Genomic DNA, 21,406 nt, shown 5'->3' on the forward strand with positions numbered 1-21,406 from the left:
ACGCAGCGTCATCCACGAACGACCGCAGTGGCGCCGGGACACCGGCATCGCCGGCTCACGCCGCCACGGCGCGCATCGGGTCACGAAGCGCCCGGCGTGAGCGGCTCGGGGTAGGCGTGCAGGGCGGCGATCAGGGCAGGGGTCAGGGCGTTGCGCCCGGCGTGAGCGGCGCGCGGTAGGCGTGCAGGGCGGCGATCAGGGCAGGGGCGGCGGCGTTGCGCTCGGCGATGTCGATGGCGGTCTGGCCGTGCGCGTCGGGGGTGCGCGGGTCCAGGCCGGCCGCGAGCAGGCGGGGCAGCAGGCGCAGGGCGGCGCCGTCGGGGGCCAGGCAGGACAGCAGGTGCAGCAGGGTGCGGCCGTCGCCGTCGCGGCAGCGCGGGTCGAAGCCGGCGTCCAGCATCGCCTCCAGGGTGTCGGCCTCGCCGGCCGCGACCCGGGCCATGAGCTCCCGGCGGGCGTCGCGCAGCGCCCGCGGGAGGCGCACGCCCCGGGCGCGCCAGCCGAGGACGGCGCCGGCGCAGCCCGTCGGCTCGGGGCCGCCCATGGCCAGCATCGCCGACTCGCGGTCGATCTCGGCGTCGGAGTGCGGCCCGGTCAGCGCGCCGCCGTCGAAGCGGAGCCGGTGCCAGGCCCCGGCGCAGCGCACGAGCGGCGACGGCGGTGGCGGCATCGGCGGCGGCCCGCTCACGCCGGCCGCGGGCAGGGCCGGGAACAGCGCCGCGGCGACGAGGGGGTGCAGGTCGGACGGGGTGATCCAGCCCGACATGAGGTCGCGGAAGTCCTCGGGCCACCACTGCTCGGTGAGCGGCAGTTCGACGGCCCGCGCCTCGCGCAGGTGGGCCGCGTCGAGCACGCGCAGGCGCGGCCGGCCGGCGCCGGACGGGTCGAGGCGGTCCAGCCAGAGGACCTGGTTCGGGGCGCCGCGGGCCCAGACCGCGTCGACGCCGGCCCGGACGGCCGCCCGCCACGCCGCCGCCGGAATCTGCGCGGCGGCCGGGTAGCCGGCGCCCCCGACCGGATCGGGCCACCCCTGGCTCTCGGTGCCGGCCGGCTGCCCGGCGTGCCCGGCCGTCCGGTGCTGGCCGTGGCCATCGGTGGCAGCCGGGTGCCCGGCGCGCCCGGCCGCGTAGTGCTGGCCGTGGCCCGCGGCGGCCGGGTGCCCGGCGCGCCCCGCCGCGTCGTGCCCGCCGTGGCCCCCGGCGGCGGCCGGCTGCCCGGCGCGCCCGGCCGCGTGGTGCCGGCCGTGACCATCGGCGGCGGCCGGGTGACCGGTGTCGCCGATCGTGTCGTACCAGTCCCGGACCGAGCCGTCGAGGTCCAGGTCGACGCCGGCCTCGTGCCACGCCTCCTCCGGCCGGCCGGCGTCGAACAGGCGCCAGACCCGCTCGGCGACCGCCTCCGGGCCGGTCCCCTCGTGCCGGGTGCCGTCGGCGGCGAAGAACGGCAGCCTGGTGTGGCCGCCGCAGCGCGCGAGCAGCCCCGCCGCGTGCCGGGCGTCCCACAGCTCGCGCAGGCCGGCCAGGCTCATCGGCCGCGCGGGGGCCGGCGGCTCCCCGAAGCGCAGCACGAAGCGCGACGGCCCCGACGCCGAGGCCGTGCGCACGGAGAACGGGCCGGCACCGGCGGCGGGTGCCAGGTACAGGGCGCGCTCGCCGTACTCGGCGAGGGGCGTCACGTGCCGGCTCAGGTACACCGCGGAGCTGTACCGGCGGTCGAACCGCGCCGGGTGGTGCTGCAGCCGCAGGACGTGCCAGCGCAGCAGGTCGGGCACCAGGTGGCGCAGGTCGTCCTCGACCTGCGCGGCCACCTCGGCGCCGGCCTCGTGCGCGACGGCGGCCAGGTCGACGCCGGCCTCGATCCCGGCCGCCGCGCACGCACCGGCGACGTCACCGGCCGCCCGCCGCTCGTTGACGGCGGCGATGAGGGCGGGCGTCACGCCGTACCGTCGCCGCCGCTTTTGATCCTTCGACATCGCCGCCGATTGTAGGGACGCCGCGCCCGCCGCTCGTTGACGGCGGCGATGAGGGCGGGCATCACGCCGTACCGTCGCCGCCGCTTTTGATCGTTCGGCATCGCCGGCGATTATAGGGACACCGCGGCCGCCGCGAGCCGGCCCGGCGCGACCGGCCGGCTCGCGGCGGATGGCCGCTACGAGCGGGTCCAGGCCTGGTTCGAGCCGCCGTTGCAGGTCCAGATCTCCACGGCGGAGCCGTTCGCCGTGGCGCCGCCGGTGACGTCCAGGCACAGGCCGGACTGGACGCCGGTGATCGTGCCGTTGCCGTTGACGTTCCACTGCTGGTTGGCCGCGCCGGTGCAGTCCCAGATCTGGACCGCGGCGCCGGCCGACGTGGAGCTGTTCGCGACGTCGAGGCACTTGTTGCCGTACACCATGAGCTGCTTGGCGGCGGTGTACGTCCACGACTGGTTGGCCCCGCCGTTGCAGTCCCAGATGACGGTGTGCGTGCCGTTCGCGGTCGCGTTGTTGGGCACGTCGAGGCAGCGGCCGGAGCCCGTGCCGCGCACGACCGCGCCGCCGTCGCTGCCGGTCGCGCCGGTGGCGGTGTCGATCGTCCAGCTGGACCGGCAGGTCATCGACGCGGTGGTGCCGCTGACGGTCAGCGGCTGCCAGACGTAGCGGGAGTCGGCCAGGTTGCCGGAGTTCCAGCGGTCGCCGAGGAAGACGTAGCTGGTGCCGGCGGTGCCGGACACGGGCAGGATGGCGGTGGTCTGCGAGTTGCAGGTGTTGGTGCCGGACGGGGCGAAGCTGCGCCAGGCGCTCCACGTGCCGGTGATCGAGGTGGCGGTCGTGTACTGGTTGTCGTTGGTGGACCAGCCGGTCAGGTGCGAGCCGAACAGGAAGTACGTGCCGCCGATCTTGACCATGGCCGGCGCCTCGTACTGGTTGAGCGTGCTGACCAGCGCGGCGACGCTCAGGAAGTCCGCCGACAGGCGGTAGATCTGCAGCTTCTGGCTGGTGCGGTCCTCGCTGAGGAAGTAGCCGGTGCTGCCGTCGAGGAACAGGTTGTCGTCCAGGCTGTCGTGGCCCAGCGGCTTGGAGCTGCCGCGGTACGTGTAGGTGCCGCAGATGCTGCCGCTGGTGGCGACGCCGGCCTTGCGCTCGGAGTAGCTCGTGTTGTCGATGTGCATGTACATCACGTAGGTGGCCGTGGCGGCGTTGTAGATCACGTGCGGCCGCTCGACGATGCGGTTGGGACCCAGGTCCCCGCTGGACTGGCGGGTCAGGACGTTCGCCACGAACCGCCAGCTCTTGAGGTCGGTGGACGAGTAGCACTTCACGTTCTGGAAGGCGGATCCGCTGGTCTTGTCCTCGCCCAGCCAGTAGTAGGTGTCGCCGACCTTCGTGACGCCCTCGCCGTGGGCCTGGATCACGCCGCCGGCGGTGTCGGTCCACACCGTGCCCGGTGTGATGGTGACCGCGGCGGCGTAGGCGGGCTGGGTGTACAGCAGGACGGCGGCGGCCGCGACGAGGACGGCGGCGAGACGTTTCATGCAGACATCGGTAGCGAACTCGCGGTACCGGCACCACGAACCGAACGCACCTGTTCACGTCCGAACAGACCCGAACATCGCACCGCCGGTGTTTTCGGGATATCGACCCCGGGAACCGTCAACGGTGTGGAACACACCGAGCCCCCGCGGGCGCGCCGATGGTACCGGCGGCCATGGCTGGTCGTTGCGCTCGTCGCCGCCCTGATGCTGTCCGGCGTGGGCGCGGTGATCGGCGCCCTGTACTTCGAGAGCGTGCCGACGCCCGAGGAGCTGACGCTGCCGGAGTCGACGACCGTGTACTACTCCGACGGCACGACGCCGATGGCCAAGCTGGGCACGCAGAACCGGACCATCCTCAAGTACGCCGAGATGAACGACGCGGTGCGCCAGAGCGTCGTCGCCGCCGAGGACCGCACGTTCTGGACCAATCCGGGCGTGGACTTCAGCGGCATCCTGCGCGCGGCGCGCAACAACGCCACGGGCGGCCAGACGCAGGGCGCGTCGACCATCACCCAGCAGTACGCGCGGCTCGCCGCCGACCTCAAGGGCGTGACGTACTCGCGGAAGCTGCGCGAGGCGGTCATGGCGTGGAAGCTCGACGACCGCTACTCCAAGCAGCAGATCCTGGAGTTCTACCTCAACACCGTCCCCTTCGGCCGGGGCGCCTACGGCATCGAGGCGGCCGCGCAGACCTTCTTCGGCAAGACGGCCGAGCGCAACGCACCGCCGGACCAGCAGGTCACGACCGCCGAGGCGATGGTCCTGGCCTCGATGATCAAGCAGCCCGAGGCCGACCCCAGCGACCCACAGGGCAGCCCGGGCTACGACCCGAGCCGGGGCCCGAAGGCTCTTGAGAACTCCAAGAGCCGGTGGTCGTACGTCCGCGACAACATGGTCGAGCTCGGATACCTGACCCGAGCCCAGGCCGACGCGCTCGCCTACCCCAACACCGTCAAGCGGCCCGACCCGGCCGCCCGGCAGACCGGCCTGGACCGCCCGACCGGCCTGGTGGTGGGCCAGGTGATGGCGGAGCTGCGCCGCACCGACCAGTTCCGCGACAAGCCCGACGACTACCTGCGCAACGGCGGCTTCCACATCGTCACCACGATCGACAAGCGGGTGCAGGACGTCGCCGAGGCGACCGCCGACATCCGGCGGACGAGCGCGCCGCAGATCGTGCGCGGGCAGCCGGAGGACTGGCAGGCCGCGCTCGTCGCCGTGGAGCCGGGCACCGGGCGGGTGCTGGGGTACTACGGCGGCAGCAGCGGCACCGGCGCCGACTACGCCGGCTGGTACGTCGACGAGTCCGGCCAGCCGCGCGGCTTCGGCGCCCACCCGCCGGGGTCGTCGTTCAAGGTGTACGACCTCGCCGAGGCCCTGCACCAGAACGTCTCGATGAAGTCGCACTGGGACTCCCCGCCCAGCAAGGAGTTCCCCGCCAGCGGCCGCGTCAAGGGCAGCCCCGCCGGCCCGGTCCGCAACGCGGAGACCGCCAAGTGCCAGCCGGACTGCACCCTGTGGGAGGCCACCGTCGCGTCCCTCAACGTCACGTTCTTCGACCTGACCGAGAAGCTGGGCGCGGCGAACATCATCGACACGGCCAGGGTCGCGGGCATCGACGCGATGTGGGCCAACGACCCGGGCCACCCCGACCCGGTCCGCGTCGACCTGCGCGGCGCGGCCGGCCGCGACGTCGCCCCGCGCTTCTCCAACGAGGTCGGCATCGGCCAGTACCCGGTCACGGTGCTGGACCACGCCAACGGCATGGCCACCTTCGCCGCGGCCGGCAAGCGCGCCGACGCCCACTTCGTGCGCTCGGTGTCGAAGCGGGGCAACGAGGTGTACACCGAAAAGCTCGCCCAGCGCGACATCGGGCTGGACCAGGAGAAAATCAACGAGCTGAACTGGACGCTGCGCCAGGTGGAGGCGGCCAAGCTGCCCAACGGCTGGGACTCGGCCGGCAAGACCGGCACCTGGCAGCGCGGCGACAGCCTCGAGGAGAACTCGCACACGTGGATGGTCGGCTACACCCGCCCGCTGGCCGCCGCCGTCTGGCTCGGCACCACGGACGGCAAGGCCCTCACCACCAAGGACGGCAAGCACGACGTCTACGGCGCCAGCTATCCCGGCGCGATCTGGCGGCAGTTCATGGTCGACGCCACGGCGGCGCTGAAGCTGGACAAGAACGCCTATCGGTTCGCGCAGCCGACGTTTGCCTCGGACCGCGCCAGCGGGCCGCCGCCTTCGCCGGCCGCGGCTCCTCCGTCGGCGAAGGCGACCACCGCGAACCCGACGTGCCAGGCGCCCAACTGCCCCAGCCGGAAGCCGGAACCGACCCGGTCGCCGGCGCCGCCGCCCGCGACCACCAAGCCGCCCGCTACACCGCCGAAGTCCGCCGACGCAGCGCGCGCCACCCTGGCGAAGTCCGCCGGGCCGTGACGGTCTTCGTCCACAGTGGAGGGTGACGCCGAAAATTGTCGTACCCCGGCGGTACCGTCACGCCATGAGGAAATCCAAGAGCACCGCAGCCAAGACCGCCGGCACCACCAAGAAGGCCCGGGCCGCTACGAGGGCCCGGGCCACCACGACCAGCCGCGCCACCACGACCGGGCGCGCCACCACGACCGGGCGCGCCACCACGACGGGCCGCGCCGGCGTCACACCTGGAGCCGCCACGAAGGCCCGTGCTGCGACGACGGCACGCGCTACTGCGCGTCGGGTTCCGCGCCGGCGCAGCGGCATCGTCGAGCGGCCGGCGCGGGCAGCACCACAACGGCTGCACCGCTGCCTGACACCCGGCGCGGTCGCCGAGCTCGCCCCGCCACCGGCGGCCCGGCGGGCCCAGATGAACCTTGCCAACCCTCCGCGGCGCGCACCCACCTCCGCGCAGGCCACGCCTACGTAGGCCGGGGCTGCGTTGGCAGTGACTGCGTTGGCGGGGCTGTGCGGCTGCGCGGGGCTCGGCGACGTCACCGGCGGCGCGGCGCTCGGTCGCCCCGGCGATCAGGGCGGGGCGTCACGTCGTAGCGCGGGCGATGGGGTCTGGTGGGCATCGGCGCGGAATATCGAGCCGCCACGCCCAGCGCCGCTGCCGCGCCCTTCCGGACGCGCGCGAGCTGGTTCATGCGCGCAGCGAACGCTCACCAGCCGGGCGCGCCGCCGCAGATTTTGAGGGGGTCCGGGCGGAGCGTAGCTCCCCCGGCGCGAGCGAAGCGAGCCGGAAACACAGACCTGCGCACAGCGAACGCTCACCAGCCGGGCGCGCCGCCGCAGATTTTGAGGGGGTCCGGGCGGAGCGTAGCTCCCCCGGCGCGAGCGAAGCGAGCCGGAAACACAGACCTGCGCACAGCGAACGCTCACCAGCCGGGCGCGCCGCCGCAGATTTTGAGGGGGTCCGGGTGGAGCGTAGCTCCCCCGGCGCGAGCGAAGCGAGCCGGAAAACACAGACAGCTCCCCCGGCGCGAGCGAAGCGAGCCGGAAACACAGACAGCCCCACCGCCCGGGGAGGGTGGTGGGGCTGCCGTGGTGGTGCGGGAGCGTCAGGCTCCGCCGCCGCCGGGCTGGACGACGCCGTTCACCGTGAGGGTGTACGGCGCGTACTGCTGGACCTGCTCCGTCGGCTCGTCGTAGGCGACGACCGCCACGACCTTCGGGAACAGCGACAGCAGGGCCAGCTCGATCCAGTTCAGCGACAGGTTGGTCTTGCCGTTGAACTCGAACTGCCAGGCGAAGTTGTGCGCCTCGTCGATGCCGACGAGCTTGACGTTCCAGTTCTTGACCGTGATCGGCTTGATCTGCGTCGGCGACTTGAACGGGGCCAGGCTGGACCCGTCGCTCAGCAGCGTGCCGCCGAGCTTGATGTCGTCGACGAGCAGGCCGCCCTCGTTGACGCCGCCGTCGCTGACGTAGCGGAACGAGAGCAGGATCGACTTGCCGGCGTACGCCGACAGGTCGAACGTGTGCTGCTCGAAGCCGTTCGTCGTGCCGTTGAGGCCCGGGCCGAGCGGCCCGTCGACGGTCTTGTCACCGGCGATCGAGGTGTACGTGCTGCCACCGTCCGTGGAGACCTGGACATAGCCGTAGTCGTACGTGAGCTCGGCGCCGTACTTCGCGAGGAAGGTCAGCGTCGCGTTCGTGGTGGGCACGGTCACCGGGATCACCGCGGACGCGTCGGTGTTGTTCGCGTTGCCGGAGAACAGCACCGAGTTACCCGCGCGGTCCGGGTCGTTGTTGACCAGCGTCCAGGCCAGCGGCAGGGTCGGCAGGGTCGTCGCGCCCTGGAACTTCAGGGAGCGCAGGTCCTTGCCGGCCAGGGGCTGGCCGTTCTTCTGCAGCAGAACGTAGTCCGCGCCGTTGGGGGCGGCGCCGGGCACGCTGTAGGACTGCGGGTTGGCGAGGTTCACCGAGGACCGCAGGCTCTTGGACGTGACGTTCTTCTTGTCCGCACCCAGGACGATGCCGTACTTCGAGTCCCCGACGAGCTTGTCGAGGAGCACCATGCTCTGGTAGTCGTGCAGGACCGTGTACGCGTCCTTGGCGCCGGCCGCCTTCACGGCGGCGTCGAGGCTCGCGATGCCCTGCAGGTTACCGTCGCGGTGGAGCCGCTCGATGATGCCCTGACCGAAGCGGTCGTAGAGGTACAGCATCAGCTCGTAGGCGTTGCCGTAGTCGGCGAGCACCCCGTTGCCGTTGCCGCCCTCACCCCAGAGGTTGAGCGAGTTCTGGGCCCCGCCGCAGTCGCGCGGGTTCGGGTTGTACGGCGTCTGCACCGGGCCGTACCCCTGGAAGCAGTACAGGTGGCTGTCGCCGCCCTTGTCGAAGACCGTCTTGGTCCCGTCGACGTAACCGGTGAGCGTCTGCGCGAAGTCCGAAAGGCCCTCGTTCATCCACGTCACCTCGTTCGGGTCCGAGTAGGACTCGACCAGGTGCTGCCACTCGTGCGCGAACGTGCCCTCGTAGAGGCGCGGGCGGGCCGGGCGGCTGGTGCACAGGTCCGACGTGGGCGCGTCGACGGGGTCGGCACCGGTGCGGTGCTCCCAGTCGTACGCGTCGATCGTCATGACGTTGCGGTCGAACAGCGCGTTGAACTGCGAGGAGAAGAAGCCGGCGATGTAGGTCGGGGCGGCCGGGAACGTGTAGTAGTTGTCGTCCCGGACGTTGTCGACCAGCGTCACCGTCTTGTTGCCGTCGCCGGTGTACACGCCGCCGTTGCCGTTCTTGTCCGGTCCGAGCAGCGCTTGGCTGCCGTCCCGGTCCGGCGGGGTGGCGAAGGCGGCGGTCTCCTTGGGGTACATGTTGGTGTCGAACTGGGTGATGAAGTTCGCCACCTGGGCGTCGGTCACCGTGGTGGAGTTCGGCACCTGGTTGCGGCAGTCGCCCGCCGGGAACGAGGTGTCGACGGCGACCCAGACCTCAATGTGCTGCCCAACGCCGCGCAGGACGTAGTCCTTGCGGTACAGGGTGCCATTGTAGTCGTCGGAACCCAGCCACTGGCGGACCGTGCCGACCGACGGGGTGGCCGCCGCGGCGAGCGTCGAGCGCGACTGGACCTTCTGGCTCGCCATTTTCGACGTGTCGAGGGTCTTGCCGTCGAGCTTCCAGTTCGTGCGGTGCAACTCCCGCACGTCGGACGCGCCGGACGCCTCCTTCGCCGGGGCTTTGGCGGGCGCGGCGAGCGCCGGCACGGCCGGCAACGCGACGAGCACCGGCAGAGCCAAGGCGACGGCCGCGGACGTGGCCAGGCCTTTTCTCACCATGGAGCCTCCTTACGACGGCGCGCGGAACCGGGCGGGATTACCGCCTGTCCCGGCACGCCGGTTCGGGATCATATTGACAAGGCACACTATCGCCGTCATCGACATAGGCGAGCGTCACGTCGTACTGCAAGGGTGGACGCAAGGGGATGCCGGGGGTTGCCCGATATCGCCAAATCGTGATTATCGTCGATGTTCGGCTCGAATTCGGCCAAGCGGCGACCCGTCCGGGGTCCCCCGGCCGGGCGGACTACGCAACGTCACGGCCGGAACGCGGTCGTCAATGAGCCGGACGCCCGAACCGGTCATCCGGTTGCACCCGGGCACGAAGTCGCGCGATAAACACCCGGCCGGGCCAGTGCCGACGCCGTCCGAACGATCACGGACGGCGACGTCCGGTGGTCCGGGCACCCTCCGGTCGGATGGGGTTCCCGGCTGGACAGCGGTTCACCGAGGGTCACCGCAGACCGTATCGTCGCAGCATGACAGCCCTGACCCTCGCAGTGGAACGACTCGCTGCCGCCACGGTGCTGTCCTGTCACGGGGCGCTGGTGGCGGCCAGCGCGATGCAGCTGGAGACCGCGCTGTCCCAGGTGCTGCTGCGGCCGCAGATTCGCATCGTCGTCGACCTGGCGGCGGTGACCACGATGGACTGCACGGGTGTGATGATGCTGCGCGTGACCGCCGGCATCGCCGCCGAGCAGGGCGGCGGCCTGGTGCTGGCCGGCCCGAACGCTCAGGTGGTGCACACGCTGCGTGAGGGCGGGACCCTCAACACCATCCTGACGTACCGCACCGTGCAGGCGGCCCTCGACGGCGACGACACCGCACTGATCACCGAGCTCGAGGCGGCGCCGGGGCCGACGCCGTGGCCGATGAACCGGTCGGACCGGCGCAGCGCCTAGACTTCGGGCGTGGCCCCCGAGTACGTGCGGTGGCGGCCGGCGCCGGTGGTGCGGCCGTTCGCGGCCTGGTACACCGGCTACCGCCAGGACGGGCTCCCGCCCGGGCGGCACCGGGGGCTGCCCTCGCCGTACCTCACCCTGATCGTGACGCTCGACGAGCCGCTGCGCGTCGCGGCGCACCCGGACCCGGCCACGCCGCCGGGGACCTACGACACGCTGATCGGCGGCCTGCACACCACCCCGGCGATCATCACCCACGACGGGCGCGGCGCCGGCATCCAGGTGGCGCTGTCGCCGCTCGGCGCCCGGTCGCTGCTGGGCCTGCCGGCCGGGGAGCTGGCCGCGGCCGACCTCGACGCCGCCTGCCTGCTCGGGCCGCTGGCGGCCGAGCTGCGGGAGCGGGCGAGCCTGGCCCCGGACTGGCCGGCCCGGTTCCGGGTCGTGGACGAGGTGCTCGGCCGCCGCCTCGACCCGTCGCTCGCGCCGGCGCCGGAGGTCGCGTACGCGTGGCGGCGGCTGTGCGCCACCGGCGGGGCCGTCAGCCCGGCCGAGCTGGCCGGCGAGACCGGGTGGAGCGGGCGGTACCTCAGCCGCCGCTTCGGCGTCGAGATCGGCCTGTCGCCGAAGGTGGCGGCCCGGGTGGCCCGCTTCGACCTGGCCCGGCGGCGGCTGCAGGACTCCGGCGGCGCGTTCCCCCTCGCGGCGCTCGCCGTCGCCTGCGGGTACTACGACCAGGCCCACCTGACCCGCGAGTTCTCGGCGCTGGCCGGGGTGCCGCCGGCGCGGTGGTGGGCGGAGGAGTTCCGAAACGTGCAATCGCCGGTGGACCTCGAGGCGGCAGACTCGGTCGCATGACGACCGTTGAAGCCCCTGCCCCGCAGGTCTGGCCCACGCTGCGGGCCACCGACGCCCGCGCCCTGATCCGGTTCCTCGTCGACGCGTTCGGCTTCGAGGAGACGGCCGTGTACGGCGAGGGCGACCTCGTCCAGCACGCCCAGCTCTCGTGGCCGGAGGGCGGCGGCATCATGCTCGGCAGCGTCCGCGACGACGGCCCGTGGCAGCTGCGGGCCGGCACGTTCGGTGGCTACGTGGTGTGCGCCGATCCGGACGCGCTCTACAAGCGGGCCGTGGCCGCCGGCGCCGAGGTGATCCAGGAGATGAACGAGACCGACTACGGCTCACGGGGGTTCGCGGTGCGCGACCCGGAGGGCAACCTGTGGTCCTTCGGCACGTACCGCGGTGAGCCGCGCTCAGCGGACTGAGACCAGCTCGGCGAGGAGGCCCTTGAGGGCGGCGAGGTGCTCGGGGGCGTACCGGCGCCCGGCCGGGTCGACGACCTCGTGCACGCCCTCCAGCAGGCGCCAGGCGTCGCCGGCGCGGCCGAGCTGGGCCAGGGCCTGCGCCTCGAGCCAGTCGCAGTACTGCGGCTCGACACCCTCGGCGCGCAGCTGCCGGGCGAGGACGACGACGGCCTCGTCGTGGCCGGCCCCGAGCAGCAGCCGGGCGAGGGCGTCGGTGCCGAGGATCCACTGGCGGGCGCCGGGCGGCGCGACCTCGCGCAGGCGCTCGAAGGCGTCGACGGCGGCCTGGCGGCGCTCGGCGCCGACGTAGCTGCGGCCGAGGTCGAGCAGCGTGGTGGCCAGCTCGTCGCGCCCGGCGACGCCGCGGCGCAGCGCCTCCTCGGCGAGGGCCGCGTTGCGCTCGGCCTTGCGGCGGCGGGCGTCGGCGCGCTCGTAGCCGTGGTGGGCGAGGTGCAGGGCGTCGCGCGGCAGCTCCGGCCAGGCGCCGGGCGGGGCGAGGCGCTCGTGGACGCGGCCCTCCCAGTGCAGCGCGTCGCGCGGCAGCTCCGGCCAGGCGCCGGGCGGGGCGAGGCGCTCGTGGACACGGCCCTCCCAGTGCAGGGCGGCCGGGCGGAACAGGCGGGGGCTGCGGTGGGTGTACGGCAGCTCGTCGTGCCGGTTGTCCAGCTCGACGAGGAACGCGTCCGCCGCCGCCGAGCTCACGGTTTCGTGCAGCCACCGCGGTACACCACAAGCCCGCTCGTCGGCGTCGACGCTCAGCACCCAGTCGGGCCGGCCGGCCGCCTGGAGCGCGTCGTTGCGCGCGGCGGCGAAGTCGTCGCGCCACGGGCCCGAGCTGACGGTGGCGCCCAGCGAGCGGGCGATGCCGGCCGAGTCGTCCGCGGAGCCGGTGTCGTGGACGTGCACCCCGTCGACGAGGCCGCCGAGGGAGGCCAGGCAGGCGGGCAGGTTGGCCGCCTCGTCGCGGACGATGAGCACCGCTACCAGGTTCACCCCAGCCCGATCGGCCGGCCCGCGGCCGCCTTGAGGGCTTCAGCGCCCGTTGCTGGCGTGGAACTGGTCGACGATCTCCTGCTTGATGCGCCCGCGGTCGGAAACCTGGAATCCGGCGCTTTGTGCCCATTCCCGGATCGCGCGGTTCTGGTCGCGGTCGCCGCGCGTCGTGCCGCGGCCGCGCCCGGGAGCCGATCGGGGCGGAACCGTCGCGCTGCGCCCGACCTTGGTGCCCGCGGAAATGTAGGGCTTGAGCGCGGCCCGCAGTTTCTCCGCGTTCTTCTTCGACAGGTCGATCGAATACTGCACGCCATCGATGCCGAACGTCACGCTCTCATCGGCGGCCTTGCCGTCCAGATCGTCGATCAGTTCCTGAATGACACGCTTGGCCATGCCGGCCGACCTCCCGTGAGCGGCTTTTGTGCAAACAGTATCGCCAATAAATTGAAAATGCGCCACAACTCTTTTTCGCCGACCGATCTTCACCGATCGTGTCGGGCCAATTACGCACCCGCCGCGGCTATGCTGAGCCCGTGGACTGGGGACGGCTGCTCGTCGCCCAGCTGGAGTTCTACTGGGACGCGCACCTGTGGCCGCGCCGGAATGGGCTCACCGACGACGAATACTTCTGGGAACCGGTGGCCGGCTGCTGGAGCGTGCGCCCCGGCGACGACGGCCGATTCCGCGCCGACGGCCCGGCCACCCGCCGATCGCCGGCGCCGGTCACCACGATCGCCTGGCGCATGATGCACATCGCCGTCGGCTGTTTCGCCACCCGGACGAGCGCCTTCTTCGGCCCGGGCGAGGCGGACATGTTCGACCCGGTGCACACGCCGGACGATCTGCCGCACACGGCGGCCGGCGGGGTGGCGTTCCTGCACGACACATACCGGCAATGGCACGCACACATCGCCGCGCTCGACGACGAGGCGATGCGCACCCCGCTGGGACCGAAGGGCGCCTATTTTTCCGAAGACCCGATGGCCGCGCTCATCGCGCACATCAACCGCGAAACGATGCACCACGGCGGCGAGATCGGCATGCTGCGGGATCTTTACGGCGCCGGGTTCAATCGCTGACCGGCGGGCAGGCGGCCAGCACCGCGTCGCTGACGGCGTCCTGCCCGGCGACGCCGTCGTGGCGCGGCAGGAGCTGGTTCGTCAGGTACGCCACCGCGAGGCGGCGCGTCGGGTCGGCCCAGGCCACGCACACGTTGCTGCCGTTGTGCCCGAAGGCCAGCCGGCTGCTCGTGCGCCCCATCGGCCGCGGCCGCCGCGGGTCGATGCGCTCACCCGGCCCGCCCAGCTGGAAGCCGTGCGACCAGCGGATCGGCAGCCGGATCAGCCCGTCGACGGTGCCGTCGCTGGTCGGTGTCGTGGCCACCGCGAGCGCCTGCGGGCCGAGCACCCGCACGCCGTCGAGCGTCCCGCCCATCGACAGGGCGGCGTAGAGCACCGCCAGGTCGCGGGCCGTCGTGGAGACGCCGGCCGCGGGGATGACGGCCCGCCGGGTCGCGCGCCGGTTGATGAACGCCGCGGCCGCCGACGGGCCGGGCCCGCGCCCGGCGAGCGGCACGTGCCGCGGCCACAGCTCGTCGGGCAGCCCCAGGTGCGTGTCGCGCAGCCCGAGCGGGCCGAGGATCTCGGCGGCGAGCAGCTCGCGGATCGGCTCGCCGGTGACCCGCCGCAGGAGCTCGCCGAGCAGGAAGCCGTAGCTGACGTACTGGTAGGCCGGGCCCTCGCCGGCGGGGAACCGCGGCCGGGCCCGCTCGACCGCCCGCACGGACGCGTCCCAGTCCGTCATCGCGAGGGCGTCGCGCAGCGGCGAGCGGGCGACCGGCAGCCCGGAGCGGTGCTGCAGGACGTGCCGGACGGTGATCCCGCCCTTGCCGTTCGCGGCGAACTCGGGCCAGTGCCCGGCGAGCGGATCGTCCAGCGCCAGCGCCCCGCGCTCGACGAGGCGATGGACCAGCAGGGCCGCGAACGGCTTGCTCGTGGAGAAGACCCAGAACAGGGACGAGGGCCGGCAGCCGTACGCCCGGTCGAGCACCACCACCCCGTCGCGCACGACGCACAGCTGCGCCGCGCCGCCCCGGTCGCGGGCCAGCCGGGCGGCGGCCTCGAGGCCGTCGCGGTCGACGTCGCCCGTGTCGCGCTCGGCCCACTCGATCACGGCAACCAACCTAAACCCGTGCCGCACCCGGACCGCACCGCCGCCTCCGCCGTACGCCTGGCAGAACCCGGTGAATGCCGCCAATAGCCTGGCAGAGACTCCGGGCGACGCCGGCCGCGCCGAAGTCGGGCTCGCCACCGGGACCTCCGGTCGCACCGCAACCGCACCACGGACGGAGCAGACGTGACCTCGATCAGCGGCATCAGCGGCATCTCCAGCTCGTACGGCATCCAGATGGCCGGCGCCCGCACCGCACACCGGCCCATGGACGGGCAGGACCCCATGACCTCGGTGGCGAAGGCGCTGAGCATGTCCACCGACGAGCTCAAGAGCCGGCTGCGCGACGGCAAGAGCCTCACCGACGTGGCCAACGCCCAGGGGGTCTCCCACGACGACCTCATCGCGGCGATCGAGGCCGGCAAGCCCGGCGACGCCCCCGCCGGCAAGGGCCCGATGGGCCCGCCGCCCGGCGGCGGCCCCGGCGGATCGGCCGCCCTGCAGGACGACGCGAAGCGCCGGCAGCTCGGCGAGCTGCTCGACTCCGACACCGACGACCTGTCGAAGCTGAGCCCGAACGAGCTCGTGCAGCGCCTGCAGACCAAGGGCGTCGACCTGGGTCAGCTGCGCTCGGTCCTCGACAGCGGCGACCTGCTGGACGTCAAGGCCTGACGTGTTGTGTCGGGCGGCCGCGTGCGCGGCGGCCGCCCGCGCCGCAAGGTAGCGTTTGCCGTATGCACCAGCGAACGCTCGGCCGAGACCTGCAGGTGTCCGCCCTCGGCTTCGGTGCGATGGGCATGAGCCAGAGCTACGGCCCCGGCCCGGACCGCGACGCCAACATCGCGCTCATCCGCGCGGCCGTCGAGCGCGGCGTGACGTTCTTCGACACCGCCGAGACCTACGGCCCGTTCGTCAACGAGGAGCTGGTCGGCGAGGCCCTGGAGCCGGTCCGCGACCAGGTCGTCATCGCCACGAAGTTCGGTTTCGCGTTCGACGCCGACGGGCGCCAGACGGGCCTGTCGAGCCGCCCGGAGGAGATCGGTGCGGTCGCCGACGCCTGCCTGCGCCGCCTGCGCACCGACCGCATCGACCTGTTCTACCAGCACCGCGTCAACCCGGACGTCCCCATCGAGGACGTGGCCGGCGCCGTGCGGGACCTGATCGCCGCCGGCAAGGTGCGGCACTTCGGCATGTCGGAGGCCGCCGCCGCGACGGTCCGCCGGGCGCACGCCGTCCAGCCGGTCACCGCCCTGCAGAACGAGTACTCGCTGTGGTGGCGCCGCCCCGAGGCCGAGATCATCCCGATGTGCGACGAGCTCGGCATCGGCCTCGTCCCCTACAGCCCGCTCGGCAAGGGCTTCCTCACCGGCGCCATCGACCAGAACACGACGTTCACCGAAGGCGACATCCGCACGACGATCCCCCGCTTCGAGGCCGAGGCCCGGCGGGCCAACCAGGCCCTGGTCGACCTGCTCGGCGCGGTCGCGGCGCGCAAGGGCTCGACGGTCGCGCAGGTCGCCCTGGCCTGGCTGCTCGCCCAGCGCCCGTGGATCGTCCCGATCCCCGGCACGCGCCGGTTGGCGCGCCTGGAGGAGAACATCGGCGCCGCCGAGGTCGAGCTCGACCCCGACGACCTGGCCGAGATCGAGGGCGTGGCGGCGAACATCGACGTCCAGGGCGGCCGGTACTCGGACCAGATGGAGCGGATGACCAACCTGTAGCGGCCTACCGGGTCTCGGCCAGGATCTCCTCGAGGCCGTAGCGCCCCACCTCGGCGAAGGCCGGGTTCGTGACGCGGTAGTACGGCAGCAGCCCCACGGCCATGCTGAACGCCCACGCCCGGCCGCGCCGCCACGTGTCGTCGTCCTCGCCCAGCCGGGACCGCAGCTCGGCCCGCCCGGGCGCGTCGAGCAGCATCCACGCCGGGATCAGGTCGACGGCGGGGTCACCGGCGGCGAGGCAGCTCCAGTCGAGCACCGCGGCGAGGGTGCCGCCGCGCACCAGGAGGTTGCCGGCGTGCAGGTCGCCGTGCACCCACACCGGCGGCCCGGCCCATCCGGGCGCCGAACGGTCGGCCTCCCATACGGCGGTGAGCAGCGCCGGGTCGTAGTCGCCGGCGAGCTGGGCGATCCAGTCGCCGATATCGCGGTGGCGCAGGTCCCCGCCGCGGCCGCCCGCCGGCGCGACCGGCGCGCCCGCGGTGCCGATCCTGCGCAGCGCCAGGACGAAGTCGGCCAGGGGCGCCGCGAGCCCGTCCGGCCCGACCGGGTTGGTGCCTTCCAGCCAGCGGTACACCGCCCACGCATACGGATACCCCAGCGCCGGCGAGCCGACCGCGACCGGCTCGGGCACCGCGGCCGGCAGGTGCGGGGCGAGCCGCGGCAGCCACCGCCGCTCGAGCTCGATCTGGCCGGTCGCGTGCGGCAGGCGCGGCAGGCGCACGCTGAGCTCGCCGCCGAGGCGGTAGATGGCGTTGTCGGTGCCGGTCGACGCAAGCGGCGTGACCTCCAGCCCGGCCCACTGCGGGAACTGCGCCGCGACCAGCGCCCGGACCAGCTCGGCGTCGGTCGGCGCCTCCCCCTCGTGCATCACCGGTCGATGATTCCAGCTCCGGCGGTTTGCGGCAGCGCATTTATGGGCGCTCATACAGGCGGACGGCTCCCCCGCACCTGGCCGGGCCCGCTCAGGCGGCCGCGTCGCGCAGGCGGCCGCGTCGCTCACCGCGCCTGGCTCGCCACCGCGTTCCCCGACGCGACGCACTGCTGCGCCCGCGCCGCGGTCCGCGAGGCCATCGCGCGGCGCCCCGGACCCGCGCGGTGGCCGCCACGCTGGACCGCTCGGCCGCCGCCGCGTCAGCCGCCGCCGCTGGGCGCCGGCGCCGCCTGGCCACCCGCCACCATCGGCCACCGCCGCTACCGCCCGCCGCCACCCGACCACCGCCGCCACCCGGCCACCGCGGCCGCCGCTCGGCCGTCGAGGCCGTCAAGGCAGTCAAGGCCGTCGAGGCCGTCGAGGAGCTCATCGCGGCGCAGGCCAGGGACTTAATTGGCGACTTAGCTTAACTATTAGGGTTCTTTACCTTGTGCGGGCGCTATCGATGGCCGATGATGCGACTGAGCGGATCCGCCCATCCCTCCCGCCTACACCCGAAGGAACCCTCAACCGTGCGCAGAAAGCTGGCGCTGGCCGCGCTTGCCCTGTTGACGGCGCTGGGGGTGGGCCTCGTGATCCGGCCCGCCCTCGCCGCCACCCCGTTCAAGGTGCTCGCCTTCTACAACGGCACCTGGGACGCCGCCCACATCGACTTTGACAAAGAGGCGAAAGATTGGTTCCCCGCCCAGGGTGCCGCCAACGGCTTCACCTGGGAGGCGACCACCGACTGGAGCCGGCTCAACGCCGGGAGCCTGTCGCAGTACAAGGTGATCATGTTCCTCGACGACGCCCCGCCGGCCGCGCAGCGCGCCGCGTTCCAGCAGTACATGCAGAACGGCGGAGCCTTCATGGGCTTCCACGTCAGCGCGTTCACGACCGACCCGGCGTCGTGGAGCTGGTACTACAACACGTTCCTGGGCTCCGGCGCCTTCCAGACCAACACCTGGGGCCCGACCCGGATCACGTACAAGGTCGAGGACCGCAGCCACCCGTCCATGGCCGGCCTGCCGGCGACGTTCACCTCCGCGGTCTCCGAGTGGTACTCCTGGAGCAACGACCTGCGGCAGAACCCGAACATCGACATCCTGGCGTCGGTCGACCCGAGCAGCTTCCCGGTCGGCACCGACCCCAACCAGTCCTGGTACAGCGGCTACTACCCGATCCTGTGGACCAACCGCAACTACAAGATGCTGTACGCCAACTTCGGCCACGACGGCATGAACTACGACACCAACACGCGCACCTCCTCGACGTTCGAGAGCGTGAACCAGAACCGCTGGATCATCCAGGGCATCCTCTGGCTGGCCGGGCAGGGCACGACCACGCCGCCCACCTCGACGCCGCCCACCTCGGCGTCGCCGTCGCCCTCGGCGTCGAACGGCCCGATCTCGCCCACGGCCTGGTACTCGGTCGTGAACAAGAACAGCGGCAAGTGCGTCGACGCCCGCGCGGCCGGCACCGCCAACGGCACGGCGATCCAGCAGTACACCTGCAACGGCACGACCGCCCAGAACTACCGCTTCCAGCCGACCAGCGGCGGCTACGTGCAGATCGACAACCGTAACAACGCGGCGCAGGCCCTCGACGTCACCGGCAAGTCCACTGCGGACAATGCGCCGATCCAGCTGTGGGCCTACAGCGGCGGCACCAACCAGCAGTGGCAGCCGGTCGCCGAGGGCGGCGGCTACTACCACTTCGTCAGCCGGGCCACCGGCAAGTGCCTGGACACGCCCGGCGCGTCCACGGCCGACAGCGTGCAGCTGGTGCAGTACACCTGCAACGGTACGGGCGCCCAGTCGTTCCGGCTGGTGGCCGCGTAGCCCTGTAAGTTTCGTCGGTCCCGGGACTGCCCGCAGCGGTCCCGGGATCGATGGCTTTCGAAACCTTGCGCGCCGGTCTACGGTCCGACTCACCTTCGGATGAGGAGCGACCGTGCGAAGAACAGTGGCCGCCTCGGCGGCAATCCTGGCGACCGGCGCCGGCGCGCTGTTCGCCGTGCACATGGCCTCGGCGGCCGCCGCCGGGTGCCGCGTGACGTACACGGTGACGAACCAGTGGCAGGGCGGCTTCGGCGCGAACGTCGACATCACCAACCTCGGCGACCCGGTCAACGGGTGGGCGCTGACGTGGACGTACGCGAGCGGCCAGGCGGTGACGCAGGCCTGGAACGCCACGGTCACGCAGACCGGCACCTCGGTGCGCGCCACGGACGCCGGCCACAACGCCGCCATCGCCACGGGCGGCACCGTCTCCTTCGGCTTCAACGGATCCTTCACGACCTCGAACCCGGTCCCCGCCTCATTCTCCCTGAACGGCGTCGTCTGCAACGGCATGACACCGACCTCAGCGCCGCCGACCTCGGCGCCGCCGGGTGGAAGCGGGCGGCAGATGGAGGACCTCGACCGCGGCCTGATCTCCGTGCGCTCCGGCAGCGGCAACCTCGTCTCCTGGCGGCTGCTGGGCGCCGAGGCGTTCGACACGTCGTTCAACGTCTACCGCGCCGGCACCCGGATCGCGACCGTGACGAGCTCGACGAACTACCTCGACTCCGGCGCGGCCGCCGACGCCTCCTACACCGTGCGCGCCGTCGCCGGGGGCGTCGACCAGGCCGCCTCCCCCGCGTCGCTGCGCTTCACCGGCGGCGGGTACCTCGACGTGCCGATCCAGTCCCCCGGCTCGATCTACTCGGCCAACGACGCCTCCGTCGGCGACCTCGACGGCGACGGGCAGTACGAGATCGTGCTCAAGTGGGACCCGTCGGACTCCAAGGACAACTCCCAGTCCGGCGTCACCAGCAACGTCTACGTCGACGCGTACCGCCTCAACGGCCAGCGGCTGTGGCGGATCAACCTGGGCCGCAACATCCGGGCCGGGGCGCACTACACCCAGTTCCAGGTGTACGACTACGACGGCGACGGCAAGGCCGAGATCGCGATGAAGACGGCCGACGGCACCACCGACGGCACCGGCAAGGTCATCGGCGACGCCAACGCCGACTACCGCAACTCCTCCGGCTACATCCTGTCCGGCCCCGAGTACCTCACCATGTTCAACGGCCAGACCGGCGCCGCCATGTCCACGGTCAACTACGACCCGCCCCGCGGCACCGTCTCCAGCTGGGGCGACTCGTACGGCAACCGCGTCGACCGCTTCCTGGCCGGCACCGCCTACCTCGACGGCCAGCGCCCGTCGCTCATCATGGCGCGCGGGTACTACACCCGCACCGTCATCGCCGCCTGGGACTTCCGCAACGGCTCGCTGACGAAGCGCTGGACGTTCGACAGCAACGCCTCCGGCAACAGCGCGTACGCCGGCCAGGGCGACCACCAGCTCGCCGTCGCCGACGTGGACGCCGACGGCCGCGACGAGATCGTGTACGGCGCGATGGCGATCGACGACAACGGCGGCCGGCTGTGGAACACCGGCAACGGCCACGGCGACGCGATGCACGTCGGCGACCTCGACCCGGCGCGCCCCGGCCTGGAGGAGTTCAAGGTCGACGAGGACGGCTCGAAGCCGTCGTCGTGGATGGCCGACGCCCGCACCGGCCAGGTGCTGTGGACCACCGCCCCGAACGGCGACAACGGCCGCGGCGTCTCCGACGACATCTGGCCCGGCAGCCCCGGCGCCGAGAGCTGGTCGGCCGCCGCGGACGGCCTGCGCGACACGCACGGCACGGTGGTGTCCACGCGCAAGCCCGGCTCGACGAACTTCGTGGTCTGGTGGGACGCCGACACGACCCGCGAGCTGCTCGACGGCACGCACATCGACAAGTACGGCACCAGCGGCGACACCCGCCTGCTGACCGCCTCCGGCGTGCACTCGAACAACGGCACCAAGTCGACGCCGTCGCTGTCGGCCGACCTGTTCGGCGACTGGCGCGAGGAGGTCGTGTGGCCCACGACCGACAACACGGCGCTGCGCATCTACAGCACCACGACGCCGACCAGCACGAAGTTGTACACCCTGATGCACGACTGCCAGTACCGCGAGGCGATCGCGTGGCAGAACACGGCGTACAACCAGCCCCCGCACCCGTCGTACTTCATCGGCACGGGCATGGCGGCCCCGAAGCAGCCCGCCATCTACGTCCGCTGATCCCGCGTGTTCCCGCCGTCACGGT

The 21,406-nt window shown here is 72.7% G+C and carries 18 protein-coding genes; 11 read left to right on the plus strand and 7 right to left on the minus strand.

Annotated features, from left to right (window positions below; translation table 11 throughout):
* Positions 1-142: 142 nt before the first annotated feature.
* Complete coding sequence (locus ACQEVU_RS30565; RefSeq protein WP_433329562.1) at positions 143-1,972, minus strand: hypothetical protein; 1,830 nt, start codon at positions 1,970-1,972, stop codon at positions 143-145.
* Positions 1,973-2,148: 176 nt separating this feature from the next.
* Complete coding sequence (locus ACQEVU_RS30570; protein WP_433329564.1) at positions 2,149-3,510, minus strand: ricin-type beta-trefoil lectin domain protein; 1,362 nt, start codon at positions 3,508-3,510, stop codon at positions 2,149-2,151.
* 126 nt (positions 3,511-3,636) lie between these two features.
* Here ACQEVU_RS30570 and ACQEVU_RS30575 point away from each other — a divergent pair, with 126 nt between their 5' ends.
* Both ACQEVU_RS30575 and ACQEVU_RS30580 read left to right on the plus strand, forming a co-directional pair.
* Complete coding sequence (locus ACQEVU_RS30575; RefSeq protein WP_433329566.1) at positions 3,637-5,949, plus strand: transglycosylase domain-containing protein; 2,313 nt, start codon at positions 3,637-3,639, stop codon at positions 5,947-5,949.
* Positions 5,950-6,013: 64 nt separating this feature from the next.
* Positions 6,014-6,415 carry a hypothetical protein gene (locus tag ACQEVU_RS30580; RefSeq protein ID WP_433329568.1) on the plus strand — a complete coding sequence of 134 codons (402 nt, stop codon included), beginning with the start codon at positions 6,014-6,016 and terminating at the stop codon, positions 6,413-6,415.
* Between the two features lie 634 nt (positions 6,416-7,049).
* Here the strand turns inward: ACQEVU_RS30580 and ACQEVU_RS30585 are convergent.
* A complete protein-coding gene (locus ACQEVU_RS30585) occupies positions 7,050-9,266 on the minus strand; it encodes a choice-of-anchor J domain-containing protein (protein WP_433329570.1) in 2,217 nt (738 codons plus the stop codon).
* Between the two features lie 479 nt (positions 9,267-9,745).
* Between ACQEVU_RS30585 and ACQEVU_RS30590 the strand changes: the two genes are divergently transcribed.
* The 3 genes from ACQEVU_RS30590 to ACQEVU_RS30600 are packed head-to-tail and all read left to right on the plus strand — an operon-like array spanning position 9,746 to position 11,430.
* On the plus strand, positions 9,746-10,168 hold the full coding sequence (locus ACQEVU_RS30590) for an STAS domain-containing protein (protein WP_433329572.1): 423 nt from the start codon (positions 9,746-9,748) through the stop codon (positions 10,166-10,168).
* A 9-nt stretch (positions 10,169-10,177) separates the two neighbouring features.
* Positions 10,178-11,023 carry a helix-turn-helix domain-containing protein gene (locus ACQEVU_RS30595; RefSeq protein ID WP_433329574.1) on the plus strand — a complete coding sequence of 282 codons (846 nt, stop codon included), beginning with the start codon at positions 10,178-10,180 and terminating at the stop codon, positions 11,021-11,023.
* Positions 11,020-11,430, plus strand: coding sequence for a VOC family protein (locus tag ACQEVU_RS30600; RefSeq protein WP_433329576.1), 411 nt, complete (start codon positions 11,020-11,022; stop codon positions 11,428-11,430). Before ACQEVU_RS30595 ends, ACQEVU_RS30600 begins: the two co-directional genes overlap by 4 nt.
* Here ACQEVU_RS30600 and ACQEVU_RS30605 read toward each other — a convergent pair.
* A complete protein-coding gene (locus tag ACQEVU_RS30605) occupies positions 11,419-12,462 on the minus strand; it encodes a glycosyltransferase (RefSeq protein WP_433329578.1) in 1,044 nt (347 codons plus the stop codon). The genes ACQEVU_RS30600 and ACQEVU_RS30605 overlap by 12 nt on opposite strands.
* A gap of 39 nt (positions 12,463-12,501) precedes the next feature.
* Positions 12,502-12,855, minus strand: a complete 354-nt coding sequence (locus ACQEVU_RS30610; protein ID WP_433329580.1) for a histone-like nucleoid-structuring protein Lsr2 — start codon at positions 12,853-12,855, stop codon at positions 12,502-12,504.
* 140 nt (positions 12,856-12,995) lie between these two features.
* Between ACQEVU_RS30610 and ACQEVU_RS30615 the strand changes: the two genes are divergently transcribed.
* A complete protein-coding gene (locus tag ACQEVU_RS30615; RefSeq protein ID WP_433329582.1) occupies positions 12,996-13,541 on the plus strand; it encodes a DinB family protein in 546 nt (181 codons plus the stop codon).
* On the opposite strand, the gene ACQEVU_RS30620 is transcribed toward ACQEVU_RS30615, so the two are convergent.
* Positions 13,531-14,634, minus strand: coding sequence for a serine hydrolase domain-containing protein (locus ACQEVU_RS30620; RefSeq protein ID WP_433329584.1), 1,104 nt, complete (start codon positions 14,632-14,634; stop codon positions 13,531-13,533). The genes ACQEVU_RS30615 and ACQEVU_RS30620 overlap by 11 nt on opposite strands.
* Positions 14,635-14,817: 183 nt before the next feature.
* On the opposite strand from ACQEVU_RS30620, the gene ACQEVU_RS30625 reads away from it, so the two are divergent.
* Positions 14,818-15,303, plus strand: coding sequence for a hypothetical protein (locus ACQEVU_RS30625; protein ID WP_433329586.1), 486 nt, complete (start codon positions 14,818-14,820; stop codon positions 15,301-15,303).
* Between the two features lie 62 nt (positions 15,304-15,365).
* Positions 15,366-16,352: an aldo/keto reductase gene (locus tag ACQEVU_RS30630; protein ID WP_433329588.1), complete on the plus strand. Its 987-nt coding sequence runs from the start codon at positions 15,366-15,368 to the stop codon at positions 16,350-16,352.
* A 4-nt stretch (positions 16,353-16,356) separates the two neighbouring features.
* On the opposite strand, the gene ACQEVU_RS30635 is transcribed toward ACQEVU_RS30630, so the two are convergent.
* Complete coding sequence (locus ACQEVU_RS30635) at positions 16,357-17,220, minus strand: aminoglycoside phosphotransferase family protein (RefSeq protein WP_433335142.1); 864 nt, start codon at positions 17,218-17,220, stop codon at positions 16,357-16,359.
* Between the two features lie 227 nt (positions 17,221-17,447).
* On the opposite strand from ACQEVU_RS30635, the gene ACQEVU_RS30640 reads away from it, so the two are divergent.
* From ACQEVU_RS30640 to ACQEVU_RS30650, 3 genes are all read left to right on the plus strand, one after another.
* Positions 17,448-17,693, plus strand: a complete 246-nt coding sequence (locus ACQEVU_RS30640) for a hypothetical protein (protein ID WP_433329590.1) — start codon at positions 17,448-17,450, stop codon at positions 17,691-17,693.
* 102 nt (positions 17,694-17,795) lie between these two features.
* Entirely contained in the window at positions 17,796-19,103 is a 1,308-nt protein-coding gene (locus ACQEVU_RS30645) for an RICIN domain-containing protein (RefSeq protein ID WP_433329592.1), read from the plus strand.
* A 181-nt stretch (positions 19,104-19,284) separates the two neighbouring features.
* A complete protein-coding gene (locus tag ACQEVU_RS30650) occupies positions 19,285-21,381 on the plus strand; it encodes a cellulose binding domain-containing protein (protein ID WP_433335144.1) in 2,097 nt (698 codons plus the stop codon).
* Positions 21,382-21,406: the final 25 nt, after the last annotated feature.

It is taken from the genome of Dactylosporangium sp. CA-139066 (genome assembly GCF_050936175.1).
Taxonomy (GTDB): domain Bacteria; phylum Actinomycetota; class Actinomycetes; order Mycobacteriales; family Micromonosporaceae; genus Dactylosporangium.

Coding starts and splice junctions, on each gene's coding strand:
- ACQEVU_RS30650 (WP_433335144.1), top strand. CDS start 19,285: ATGGCCTCGGCGGCCGCCGCCGGGTGCCGCGTGACGTACACGGTGACG.
- ACQEVU_RS30565 (WP_433329562.1), bottom strand. CDS start 1,972: ATGTCGAAGGATCAAAAGCGGCGGCGACGGTACGGCGTGACGCCCGCC.
- ACQEVU_RS30570 (WP_433329564.1), bottom strand. CDS start 3,510: ATGAAACGTCTCGCCGCCGTCCTCGTCGCGGCCGCCGCCGTCCTGCTG.
- ACQEVU_RS30630 (WP_433329588.1), top strand. CDS start 15,366: ATGCACCAGCGAACGCTCGGCCGAGACCTGCAGGTGTCCGCCCTCGGC.
- ACQEVU_RS30590 (WP_433329572.1), top strand. CDS start 9,746: ATGACAGCCCTGACCCTCGCAGTGGAACGACTCGCTGCCGCCACGGTG.
- ACQEVU_RS30580 (WP_433329568.1), top strand. CDS start 6,014: ATGAGGAAATCCAAGAGCACCGCAGCCAAGACCGCCGGCACCACCAAG.
- ACQEVU_RS30610 (WP_433329580.1), bottom strand. CDS start 12,855: ATGGCCAAGCGTGTCATTCAGGAACTGATCGACGATCTGGACGGCAAG.
- ACQEVU_RS30635 (WP_433335142.1), bottom strand. CDS start 17,220: ATGCACGAGGGGGAGGCGCCGACCGACGCCGAGCTGGTCCGGGCGCTG.
- ACQEVU_RS30600 (WP_433329576.1), top strand. CDS start 11,020: ATGACGACCGTTGAAGCCCCTGCCCCGCAGGTCTGGCCCACGCTGCGG.
- ACQEVU_RS30585 (WP_433329570.1), bottom strand. CDS start 9,266: ATGGTGAGAAAAGGCCTGGCCACGTCCGCGGCCGTCGCCTTGGCTCTG.